This is a genomic window from Bacillus sp. TH22 (assembly GCF_016651015.1).
Lineage (GTDB): Bacteria > Bacillota > Bacilli > Bacillales > Bacillaceae_G > Bacillus_A > Bacillus_A mycoides.
On sequence record NZ_JAEKER010000002.1, the window covers coordinates 275388 to 287905 of the forward strand.

Genomic DNA, 12518 nt, shown 5'->3' on the forward strand with positions numbered 1-12518 from the left:
TTTGATACAAGTAAACGAAAGTAGTGATATCCCACTGAGTATAACAGTTATTTGTGATACTTATTTTGTATCAAATATATAACTATGACAATTGAATAAAAAATTCAGCGGAAAAGTAGGCGGAATATATGAAACCGAAATCAGAAGAAACTCAATCTCCATCACCAAAATGGAGCAAAAGCGAATATCTCAGCTATCGTAACGGCTATGCATACGATGCAAATATTGGATACGAAAACAAAAATTGGATGAATGCACTTCGAGGTGAAACAAAAATCAGTCAGTTATCTATTCCTGGTACACATGGATCGACTGCTTTGCATGGCATACCCGGTGCTGATCGTTGGATTATAAACCAAAGAATGTCCATTACAACACAATTGAATTCTGGTATTCGCTATTTAGATATACGTGCTAGAAGGACTGGAACTGCCTTTGCTATGCATCATGGCAGGGCGTATCAAAAGAAAATGTTTGGTGATATTTTAAACGAAGTCACTGTATTTTTACGTCAAAATCCAAGGGAAACAGTTTTGATGCGTTTAAAAGAAGAGCATACACCAGAAGATGGTTCTCGCTCATTTGAAGAAATATTAAAAGGGTATTGGGATAATCCTAGTTATAAAAATTATTTTTGGCAACCAGCTGGTTCGGGAAATGGCTCTGGCGTTAACGCTAATCCAGAATTAAAGGGCGTAAGAGGAAAAATTGTACTTTTACAAAATTTCGCCGTTTCTAAGGCATACGGTATTAACTATGGGAATCTTGAAAAACAAGACCACGATAACGTTAGATTTAGCATGGATGGCATGTATACAAAGTGGACTGAGGTAAAGAATCATTTAAACAAGGCTAACAGTGATCAAAACAAAATCCACCTCAACCACCTCAGTGGAAATGGTGGTACCAGTGGAGCCGATCCTCAGTTCGTTGCCAACGGATATGGCACTGACGAACCACTAATGGGAACTGGCAGTCCTAGTCAGTATCCCGATTTTCCAACAGAAAATTATAGGCTTTATTATGGTGGAATGAATATCATGACTCCCCAATACCTCTCAAGATCAGGACTCCAACATACTGGTATTGTTGCAGCTGACTTCCCAGGCAAAGGGCTAGTTGAACGTATTATTAGACTGAATGATAAACATATTGCTGATATTAGACATATTTCAATAAGCGTTGAAATACCTGCAAATTCCGCAGCAAAACTTACATTATATTCAACTACAGGTGCTACCATAGGACAACAGTTTATGGGTAATCCAAATCCAGTAGAAATAAATGTATCTTTCTCTTTTAGCATTCCAGATGATGTGATATACGATAAATATACCTTAGAGATATCCCCTTTAAATACTAGAAAAAGAGAATTATTAGCTGAATTATTCTAAAAACTGACTTATCAACATTTATTAGTCACTAAGTTAGGTAAATATTAGAATTTTTCCGCATATATGGTCATTCTTACTTAAAAACATATTGTCGTGTTTAGAGCACCTTGGAACAGGTGCTCCTTTTCAATTGTAACTTTGTTGAAAAAATTATTCGGTTATATGGTGACCCCTATTGGGGCATTCCATAGATTGTTTTGTAAGTACATACCAGATCGGCACCTCATTCCTTGAATCGTTTCCCTATCCTTAAAAATAATAAAATCAATGCTATGAAAGTAAACCTTTGGCTAAAAGTTTACATTGGGATTTTGAATCATTTATATCTAATTTTGTAATAAATTTCTCAATATTGATATAGATGTTAAATATGGGTTTTATATCGAAAATTAACAAAAAATATAATATCATAAAAATTAAGATGGTTTGTGTCACTTGTTTTTCCCTTATGCTTAAGATAAGATCATACTCTCCGATCTTATCTTTTTTATTTATGGATTTGTAATATAAAAAAAGAATCCTTATAACAAGAATTCTGCAACAGGTAATAGCAAATATATATGAAAACTAAAATTAATGTTACTTAATCATTTTTAGATTTGCTTGTGAAGTCGGCACTGGTGGAGAATCTAAAGGATAGTAACTTTCTCTTTCATCATTTTTATTAATAACAGTCCAAGGTGAAGTAACGCTTGTTCCAATTGCACGTTGTAACTCGTATTGTGTTACTAGTGCATATAGACTCCAAGCTACTTCATATTCATGATTGTTTGTAATAGTTTCATCATTTTCTTGTGTGGTCATTTTATCCGTTGTAGTACTTTGACTTACTTGTAGTTCATTCGTTACCGTTCCAGAAATACTTGATGACATTTTCCCAAATGAAAACCCTGCATCTGCTGTAACAGAGATACTTGTTGTTTGCGTCATAGATTCTTGATCTTCTTCGCTCATTCCATAAGTAGTTTTTGACGTGTATTGTGCACTAGGAGCGAATGTATGTGAATCGATTTTTTTCCAGTATTGTGTTTTTGTTAGCATATAATATGGGCCTTGATTAATTTTTGATACAGCACTCCAGCCATTATCATCTACCATAATACATGGCATTAAAGTATAAGCTGTGATTACAGGAGTTGTTGAATCAGGTAAATTATCATTTAAACTTGTATATTGTGGTGGATCAGGAAGCTCTTGAGTAATTACTGAAGGAAGTGTTACTGCCTCTACTTCCTCTAATGACCATTGCTGAAATGTCTCATTCTGCCATTGATATTGTTCCAGATGAGTACTGTTACTTGTCGATCTTCCAGTTACATCAGCTACCAACCCACTATTTTGATTTACGATTTTATAATATTCATCAACTTCTTCAAAAGACCATTGCTGAAATGTTTCACCTTGCCATGGATATTGTTCTAAATGAGCACTGTTACTTGTAGATCTGCCAGCTACATCAGCAATCAATCCACTATTTCTATTTACAATAGCGGAAAGTCCACCATTAAGTTGAAAGACCAACCATTGCTGAAATGTTTCACCTTGCCATGGATATTGTTCTAGATAAGCACTGTTACTTGTAGATCTGCCAGTTACATCAGCTACCAATCCACTATTTCTATTGACCATTTTGTAGTACGTATCTTTTTTAATTTCCATTTTGTTTTTTCTCCCCTTTTTAAATGGATAGTTTCAAATTCATCATAGCAAAAAAATAACAATAAATACTATTTTATGGATATTTCTCAATGGATATAAATAATTATATTTTTGAAAATATCACCATAAAAAAAGAATCCTTATGATAAGGATTCAGCAACAGGAAAGAACAAATATATAATAATAAAAAGAATTACTTATATTATAATTTAATAATAAGACAAAAATATTGAGAAAATTTAGAATGGATTGAATATCGCTACACGCTTAATTATAATTGATTAGGAGTTGGAGTAATAATCTGTCATCTGTTCCTTTTTCAAAGAAGATTGATCTCAATCTTCTTTTTTTTGGGTGTTTTTGCCTCTTCTCTCGAAAAAGGAAAAATAATTACTTAAGAATTGTGGAAATTGCTTGCTTGTAGACTAGTTGTTGCTTACCATGAACCATCATAAGAACGGTAAATTTATCCGTTGCAAGGATCTGCCCACGTACTGGAACGCCATTCTTTAAAAATACAGTAACTTCCCCTTTTTTCTCTTTCAATTGTTCATACATATCTTCTTGTAAGTTATACATGAAATAAGCCCCCTATTTGTATCTATTTTTCTTTTAATGCTTGCTACTATACAACAATCGTATCACATTTAAATTTAAATACCGCTCTAGGTACATATTTCGCAAGAAATCTATCAAAAATATAAATAAAATGCCCATTTTACATGAAGTAGTACCCCTAAAAAGTAAAACTAAGTTCATGTTTTTTTATAATTAGTAAAATAGACAGTTAAATATTCATATAAAAAACCCGTTATATCAGTACATACACATGATACAACGGGTTTTTATGGGTTTAACATTTTCTTAGTTTTGTAAAATTCATTTCATCGTCTTCATATGTAATACTTTCTAAAAATCCTAAAATAAAAAAGAAGACGGAAAGATAGATTCTTAACATCATTCCGCTAGAAATTTTTCAATATAGGTATTATGATTATTTATATTTTGAATGTTCTAAATTAAAATGCATTAATCTATAATTAATGAGTACCATTAGATTAGGAAAATGAATAAAAAATAAGTAGAAGAGGGTCGTGAAATATGCCATTAGAAACACTTGCGGATATGAATTTTCGAAGTACATGTTTTATAAGCGATATGCCTGTATTAATAGAATTCACAGCTGATTGGTGTAAGCCATGTAAAGGACTGGAACCTATTATAGAAAAAATATCTGAAGATAAAAAAGGTGCAGCGCGATTTTTTAAAGCAGACGTTGACGAGTGTCCCCTTTCGGCACAGGATTGTAGTATAAAGAGTCTTCCAACAGTTATTGTATTTAGAGATGGAGAAGAACTAGGTAGGCTTGAAGGAATTACAACCAGAGAAAAGGTAATTGAATTGCTAGGCGTATAAAAATTTAAATCATGTTTTCATATGTTTAATTGGGTTTCCGACAAGATATATGTAAAACTAGGTCACAGGGTTACTTGTATTTACTTTATTGTTTATCCAACGTCTTCATTTTTGATAATGATAATACAAAAAATAATCTATCGTAAAAAAGAGCAAACCGTATAAAAAATACAGTTTGCTCTTTTTTAGTTGGGGTAGTACCAGCGTTCCTACAACTTGGTGCAAAGTAACTACCTGTCTGTAAAGGTATACCTTTACGAACAAAACAAAAGAAGAATCCAAGTTGGATTCTTCTTTTGTTTTGTTCGTTTAGCTGATTAGGCGGTAATCTACATTTATAATAAGAGTAATTAGCCTCAAGAAATGTTAATTGCGTTTTTATAGAAGTTTTCAGCTTCATCACGAATTGCTTTCCAATCTTCAAAGGCCAATTCAAGTTCTAAAGCAGCAATAAACTCCTCTAAATTGTCGATATCATCAATATTATCTGCCAGTTCTTTTAAATCATAAGATATAGCGCTCCATATTCTATGGACTTTTCGAATAACAGGGAACACGAACTCTTTATGCCGAATCAAACTCATGACTGGACCTACTAAATAGACAACCGTGTTTTGTGCGACAACGAAATCATTTGAATTTTGCAGTGGTAACTGTGACATCAGATATGACCAAGTTTGTTCTGCTTCTTCGTATTTTTGAATCTCTGAATAAAATTCGGAAAGGGATGTTGCCAAAGACTGAGACTGTTGATAATATGTTTGTGCGTGATTAGATAGATCTTTACATATATTTATGAATTTAGATTTTGTACTAGGGGATAATTTACCAGTTAATGCTTCCGATATTACTTGATTAAGATCATTATAATATTTAATAGAGATTAAATCCGCAAAGGCTACAATATTTTGAGCAATGATAAGTATATCTTTATGTCCTCCATTGTCCCAGAACCTACATTTTTCTCTAACGTTTAACTTAGTTGCAATTGCCTCTTCAACTAATCTACGAAAAGTAGAAGTTGTTATGAGTCTATCCCAATTACTTTTGACTTTCCCATCAAGTACGAGATACATTCTTTCCTTGACTTGATCGATACTAGTTGGTGCTGAAATCCATCTGTTCAAATATTGAGCGAATGAACGCCATTCATCTATTGTTAGGAGAAAAGGGGAATGTTTCCCGCCTAATTCACGTGGAGAAAAGGCTAAATTGTTCATGTTAACACCCCTCTAAATTATTTTAAGTTGTAATTGCTTATTCCATTTTAAAAAGATTCCATTAGAGCATTTAAGACAGGATTTTTTTCTTGTAATTAGCAACAAGAGATCCTGCTAGTTCCATTCGGATTTTTGTAATCTTAGAAAGATCTGGCCCATCCTGTACTTTAATTGTCCAAGTTGTAAAAGGATTTGGAATAAAGTAATCATAAGCAAATTCCTCTGCTATCGTGCCATCAGTAATAATCGTTGAACCTACATAGCTAAAACCTCGATTAAAGGGCTCTGTATTAAATTGAAACTTTTTATTTTTATAATCATCATAATAATGTCCCGAATTCGTGATCCGTATTTGTACTTTAGAAGTAGCGTCAACTCCATCTAACCAAATTCGCATTAATTTAAGTCGAACACGGTACTCGTTTTCAAAAAACGAATCATTTAGGTTGATTTCCCAAGAAGCTTCTCTTGTCTCCTTCAGGGTTTTCAAAGCATTAGAATCTGTAATCTCTATTGTTCGATTTTGAAATGGTTGAGGTGGTGGATTAAACTGTTTTAAGGCCTCCATACAGTCCTTTTGTAATGTAGCAACATCCACTTTTAATTCTGATACATCTTTTAAAATATTAGGATTTACATCTGAATCGCGAAGAGCCCAATACTTATAAGCATGTTTATAATTTGCTAAAGCTACAAATAGAATTTGCTTCATATCTAAATAGCGTTGATATAATTTTTGTTCCATTTCTTCGTTTTCAGATTCTTGCCCTTCAAGATTCTTAATATACTCTTTCAATCTCGCAAGATCTGCTTGATGAATATGTTTTTCTAGCAACAGACGAAATAGCTCTTGACTACAGCGAATGATAATAACTTGATTCGAAGCAAGTGTTTGACCATAAACAGCTAGAATATCTAATGATAGTAGATATTCTCTAGCCCCCTCAACTTCTTTCTTAATGGCATCTTCTAAAGCAGCAGCTATTTTCAACTGAAATATTTTCCACGTTGCCTCTCCAGTCAGATCCTCTTTAGGAAGTTCCCACTCATTTTCTTGAATTTTTTTTAAGAGTTCTTCTGAGAACTCCATATCCGTAGATGCTTTTGATATCTCTGCAGCTAGTGCATATATTTTATTAATTAATTCAACTAATTCATTAAGTTTCTCCATACATTCTTTTAATGATTGCGCTAATGCAGCTAGCTGACCTCCAGCTTCTATTACTTCTTTTAAACTATTAATTATATCGATAATTTCTCCAGGTGCTGCAGTCCCTCCTGTAGCAATTATCGAGCCTATAGATTCTGCAAAATTAAGAACGGCGCTCACCATTTTAAAAGCCATTTTCATTTGTTGTTCATAATGATACTTTTTAAGCCCATACTCGAAATCAATTTTAGCTATTGTTACAACATGTTGCTGTTTTTCGAATTGATACAAAGATGATTCAACAGCATTTTGAGCACTTCTCAGATTATCTTTTGCTTGATTAATTAGTGTTTCTTTAAATAACAATGTATCCTGTTCATGCTGGAGCATAAGAGTAGCTGCTGCCTTTCGATCTGCAATTGCTAGGTTTTTATCTAAGTAACGGTGATATTGTTCCTCAAACTGTTGTGCTGCCGCCAAGAAAGCATTAATTTCATCCCTATAAAGATCTTTATCCAGAAGTGGAACAAACGTATTCTCACCATGGTTAGCGGTTAAAATGGTAAGTAACGCAGTGCTTTGTATACACAATGAACTTAAATCTTTATATTGAGCTGTAAAAGTTTTCAACCAGTTTAACTGATCAGCTGCAATATCCGGTTGAGATTCATAAAATAGACAAGCTACTTGGAAAACAGACATAAATAGTTTTGGGAATTGAGGTGTAGGAACTACATACGTAATTTCTTCTTTGGTGAATGTACCATCTTTATCGGACAAACGTACGCCTTTATTTCTCAGTTCTATTGGATATGGCGATGGGGAACTTTGATTGTAGATAGGAATAGCATGTAACGTTCCAGAAAGCTCAAGTCCATAAATCGTCAATTGTGCGAGCTTACTTCCATCTTTGTAATCTAGTCGAATCTCTGCTTTTCCATCTGATTCAATTTCCACACGTCTTGTTCGGATAACTAGTTGCATATTTTTTAAAGTACAGTTAAATTTATCAGGAATTCGAACAACATCTGCAAAAATCGAAATCATATTTGGCGTTAGTTGATTTTCCTCAATAAACTTATATACTTCACCTAAATCAACAAATAAACTGCGAATTTCATATTTTGTTTTCGTAGTACTTGAGTAAAAAGTTCCTGGGATATGCTGATTATTCAACAATTCTTCATATAGTTTTTTATAATCCACTTTATGGGCTAACATGTATTTCCCCCATCTACATAAAATTAGGGACAAAAGAAGTTAAATATTACACAAGCGAGAATTCAATTTCTGATTCTTTAGCTCCTTTTATCCCTATATTAACGGTTAAGTTATTTGTTGTACTCGCTCATTTGTTATACTTACGTAATAAAGATTATTTATTTGAGATAACACATAGTTATATTCTAGTTGCTCCGGCCTATTAATTCCTTTCAATGTCTTTATACTTATGCAATATATTGATCAACTATAAATCCTACATCTGCATTAATTCGGAAATCATCTGCTTGTTTACCTACTTTTACCCATTGCATAATCGCTAATTCAATTCCAAGGTCGGCAAATTCCGGATCATCATGAATATCTTTCATTGTAATAGTTGAAAGTGTTAAAAGGTCCTTATGAAGAGCAGACCAAATCGCCTTGATTTTATTAATTACAGGAAGAGCTTCCTCAATTTGTTTTTGGGTTTTATCTGTTCCAACATCTGCCTTATCGAGTAAAGACATTAAATAAACATTTCGCTGTATAGTTGCACATGTTGCTTCGATTTTTTGTTTTGTAGCATCAACTTTAGCCTTTAACATTTGCCCATGCGTACTGTCGAGAATTCCCTTTAATATAAAACCAAAAACAGGACCAAGTAATAAAGACAACCAAGATTCCGATTCGTAATCTTCGTAATCTTCTATATATTTTTCTAACTCTTCCCGCAACTTTTCTACTTCAGCTCTAAGTTTTATTTCTTCTTCGCTATTTTTTCCATACAATGCATCATATTTAACCTTAACATTTATTAAGTTTTTATAATCATTTGTTGTATCATCAGCGAACTGTTTAACGGTCTTCGCTAATGTTTCAGCATGGTCACTGAAATCTTCCGCCTCACTCGCTAATTTTTTACAAATTTTCTGGAACTTTTCTAAGGCCACAGTATCACCTTCTAAAATATCCGGTAAGTAATCAAGTAAGGGTGCATAGAAAACTTCCGCTCTTCTTGAATAATTAACAATTTGATTCGCAACATCAAGAATTTCTCTATAGGTAGTATCGTTCCAGTTTTTACAATGTCCTTTAATGCTTGTATTAACCGTATACAGCTCTCCGAAGTCTGGAAGCTCTGCTGTGTTTTCTAACGCTAAAGCTTTACGCATCTCATTAACATTTACAGGTAAATATGCACCATCACCGGTGTATTTTTGAATTTTAATCCATTCATCTTTTTTTAGTAAAAAAGGAGCATCCTCCTTACCTCCAAGATCTCTTGCTGAAATATCTTTTTTTACCATAACAATACACCCTTTCTATTTTATAAAATGAAATTATATTATTGTACGCACTCCTTCTATAGCAAAAAATACGTCCAATATTTCGAACTTCAAACTGTACATAGTAAAGTAGAATACAAGTTCAACAATCAATCCATCTCTCCCTTAATTTGGTTATTTTGATACCCATTCAGTATAATTCACAAAATCCTAATCTAGAATTGAGAAATATATTTTTTAGTGGCCATATATTCCGTATTAGAGAACACTATATTCAGAATATGAATTATATTAGAAGTCCGTTCTAATATTCAAAAGTTTACTTTCTAATTTATAATAAAAAGCAAAAAGAACTTGTAGTAATTACTACAAGTTCTTTTTGACATAATGGTAATAATACAGTCTGGTTTGTACCAATTTTCTATTTTCATACTTTTGTAAAACTCATTTTCACTAAATGAACATTAAAAAAGTTTACTTTCAGTTTTTGTTTAAATTTTGAAATTGTAATTTAATCCCAGAGTTGCCCCTCATTCCCTGAATCGTTTCCGTCCCCCTTTATTAGAGGTATTTCTTGATCCCTACGCCCCCGACCAGCCTCTGTCCAAAAGCAAGGGGAATGCCAAAACGTAAAAAAGGGGAGAAAAATCTCCTCTTAAGCTTGAGTCGCTTGTCTCGTTGCTTCTAAGTTTACTAGTTCTGAAAATTCAATAAGTTCATCTATTTCATGTATATATTTATTGTATAAGTTATCAGCTTTAGCATTTTCTTTACAGATAATAGTGGTTAAGTCACCACTTCGACCAGGAGTGGTTTTAGCTTGGATTTGAATCAAATTTTCATCAAATCTATATAGTGAGTGCATAGGAAGAAATTTTGTATAGTAAAGATCAAGTGTGCTTTGAGTTTTTCTTCTTTTTACTCTTTGTTTTTCTTGATAAATCTCTCTCCAAATATTCTCTACATCTGTAATTCTTTTTCTTATTTCTTCCTCAGAACAGTTATAAGTACTAGTTAGCCCACTAATAAAATCTGATTCTGGATGGAGAAGTATTACTCTTATTTTACAATTAGAGTTTTTGAGTTTGTCCTTAATTTGTGCATGATTTGTGTGTGTCCAAGTTCTACCGTAGATGTGGACTAGAGCAGGAACCCTGTCACTAGGCCTTGTAGACTAGTTGTTGCTTACCATGAACCATCATAAGAACAGTAAATTTATCCGTTGCAAGGATCTGCCCACGTATGGGAACTCCATTCTTTAAAAATATAATGATATCCCCTTTTTTCTCTTTTAGGGGTACGGAAGAAATGAAACTAGCTGATTATAAAAAGCCTACGGAGTATGTATTTTCTGTGGGGGATACAAATTAATTTTTGTTCAACTAGAGTACCCCGTTACTTGGATTAGCAAAAGTACCTTTGTTGAAAAAAACCATTCATTTATATGGTGACCCCTACAGGAAGATAAAAAGGTATAAGCTTACATAAAACAGAAGTAATATCGTGGTACGCGTTAATTATTAATTAAAGGGGAGAGATAAGGATGACTACTAATAAATCAAATGATTCTGAAAAGGAATTAACGCCTTTGGATATTGACATGATTGATATAGAAGATGCAAGAGAAGGTGTTCAAGTTACGATACCTCCTTATACAAACATGAAAGTTGGAGATAAAATTCAACTTTATTGGGGTAGTCGCACACTCGACTATACGATAGATAAAGCTGAAACTAATGGCGAATTTTCACTTGAATTTAATATACCTCCACAAGTTATACAGGCTAATTCGGGGGGGACGATTCAGGTTTCATATCAAGTAACTCGTGGTAATAGAGAATATAATAGTGAACCAATTACGGTTGAAATACCTGTTGATTTAGAGGGCAACGAAAAATAAAGAATACCTCTTTACGAAAAAAAAAGACGAGTAATAGCGTGTGAACGCCATTACTCGTTGATTACCTTTTGTTCCGCATATTGTTGGGAATGGCACACTTCATGTCACGTGTACATGGTCAAAGACGAGAATGTTGAATTTTTTTGTTGTATAGTTTTTTATTAATAAATACGGTACGTGAAATTATTGTGTGTTCTATTGAAAAATCCCCCATAGACCATAAATCTATGAGGGATGCCTAAGGGTCTTTCACATTCGACTCGATTCTATTTTAGCAAGCTTTCACCAAATATCAAGAACATAACAATCCAAAACCAAATAATCAAACTAAATGCACTCTTGAAACTTCCCCACAGAGAAAATGTTTCCTCTTGCATTTTTATCATCCTTTCTTACTTGTCCTTTGGTTCTCCAAACCATTCATACATTGCCTGCCGGCTTATAATCCATTCCTTACGCTTCCCTTCCGGATGCAAAAAGTACTTCACTAAACCTTCTTGTAACATGCGCTCTAAATCATTTATTTGCTTCTCATTCATTAGAGAGGGGCTATATTTATTCTTAATTGTCTCACGAGGAATCCCCCAATAAAAAGCTGCTTCAGATGGTGTCATGTATTTATTAATTTCTTTCATGGGAATTCTCCTTTGTTTGTGCTTTTCCTTTTATGTTACAATAAATAAAGAAGGAAATGGACTAGATTTCCTTCTTCTTCAGTCACTCATTAACTAAGCCCTTTGTTTGCTGTTAAGCAAATGAAGGGTTTTTATTTTGCTTGTTTATATTTACTATCTATGACAGCCAAACGGATCAACTTCAGCTTAATATCCTTACTAAGAGAAAGCCATTCAGATGTACCAATTTTCATATCCTTTTCCTCCCCATTCCCTTTTTATACTTCAAGAAAATGAACCCCTTAAAACATTTGTATTTTACACTAATTTAACAACTAGGGAATCCTCATCATATTCATGAATGTGTAAATCATAGCGCATTTCTGTTGCATCCAGTACTTTGCAAAACCTCTGATAGTAAGTCGGATTACTTACTTCTATGCCAATTTCTCCATTCCTGAACAGATACTCTAAATCATCAATGATTTCTTTTACTGTACTCTCCAATATTCCTCACTCCTTATCCCTATAAAATAACCTTATAAGGCTACTTTATAACAAATCAGACAACCTTACAAGGTTATTTATGTGTTTTTTAGATATTTTATAAAAATTTCTTAATAACATCCTTAACTCGCTTTAAACTGCTTACTTTCGCTTATAACACATTTATTTT

Annotated in this window: 11 protein-coding genes; 3 read left to right on the forward strand and 8 right to left on the reverse strand. The window is 33.2% G+C overall.

What is annotated here, in order from left to right; genetic code table 11:
• Positions 1-128: 128 nt before the first annotated feature.
• Entirely contained in the window at positions 129-1394 is a 1266-nt protein-coding gene (locus JFU18_RS29075) for a phosphatidylinositol-specific phospholipase C (protein ID WP_201035055.1), read from the forward strand.
• A gap of 579 nt (positions 1395-1973) precedes the next feature.
• On the opposite strand, the gene JFU18_RS29080 is transcribed toward JFU18_RS29075, so the two are convergent.
• Both JFU18_RS29080 and hfq read right to left on the reverse strand, forming a co-directional pair.
• Positions 1974-3053 carry an RICIN domain-containing protein gene (locus tag JFU18_RS29080; protein WP_201035054.1) on the reverse strand — a complete coding sequence of 360 codons (1080 nt, stop codon included), beginning with the start codon at positions 3051-3053 and terminating at the stop codon, positions 1974-1976.
• Between the two features lie 390 nt (positions 3054-3443).
• Positions 3444-3632: an RNA chaperone Hfq gene (gene hfq / locus JFU18_RS29085; protein ID WP_016119488.1), complete on the reverse strand. Its 189-nt coding sequence runs from the start codon at positions 3630-3632 to the stop codon at positions 3444-3446.
• 522 nt (positions 3633-4154) lie between these two features.
• Here hfq and JFU18_RS29090 point away from each other — a divergent pair.
• Positions 4155-4469 carry a thioredoxin family protein gene (locus tag JFU18_RS29090; RefSeq protein WP_201035053.1) on the forward strand — a complete coding sequence of 105 codons (315 nt, stop codon included), beginning with the start codon at positions 4155-4157 and terminating at the stop codon, positions 4467-4469.
• Between the two features lie 356 nt (positions 4470-4825).
• On the opposite strand, the gene JFU18_RS29095 is transcribed toward JFU18_RS29090, so the two are convergent.
• The 4 genes from JFU18_RS29095 to JFU18_RS29110 form a co-directional block, all read right to left on the reverse strand.
• On the reverse strand, positions 4826-5689 hold the full coding sequence (locus JFU18_RS29095) for a hypothetical protein (protein WP_201035052.1): 864 nt from the start codon (positions 5687-5689) through the stop codon (positions 4826-4828).
• Positions 5690-5759: 70 nt separating this feature from the next.
• Complete coding sequence (locus JFU18_RS29100; RefSeq protein ID WP_201050434.1) at positions 5760-8060, reverse strand: hypothetical protein; 2301 nt, start codon at positions 8058-8060, stop codon at positions 5760-5762.
• A 227-nt stretch (positions 8061-8287) separates the two neighbouring features.
• A complete protein-coding gene (locus JFU18_RS29105) occupies positions 8288-9349 on the reverse strand; it encodes an alpha-xenorhabdolysin family binary toxin subunit A (protein WP_201035050.1) in 1062 nt (353 codons plus the stop codon).
• A 1139-nt stretch (positions 9350-10488) separates the two neighbouring features.
• On the reverse strand, positions 10489-10638 hold the full coding sequence (locus tag JFU18_RS29110) for an RNA chaperone Hfq (protein ID WP_201035069.1): 150 nt from the start codon (positions 10636-10638) through the stop codon (positions 10489-10491).
• Between the two features lie 233 nt (positions 10639-10871).
• On the opposite strand from JFU18_RS29110, the gene JFU18_RS29115 reads away from it, so the two are divergent.
• Positions 10872-11228, forward strand: a complete 357-nt coding sequence (locus tag JFU18_RS29115; protein ID WP_050592189.1) for a hypothetical protein — start codon at positions 10872-10874, stop codon at positions 11226-11228.
• A gap of 392 nt (positions 11229-11620) precedes the next feature.
• On the opposite strand, the gene JFU18_RS29120 is transcribed toward JFU18_RS29115, so the two are convergent.
• Positions 11621-11863, reverse strand: a complete 243-nt coding sequence (locus JFU18_RS29120) for a helix-turn-helix domain-containing protein (protein WP_002130397.1) — start codon at positions 11861-11863, stop codon at positions 11621-11623.
• Between the two features lie 297 nt (positions 11864-12160).
• A complete protein-coding gene (locus JFU18_RS29125; protein ID WP_033728951.1) occupies positions 12161-12349 on the reverse strand; it encodes a hypothetical protein in 189 nt (62 codons plus the stop codon).
• Positions 12350-12518: the final 169 nt, after the last annotated feature.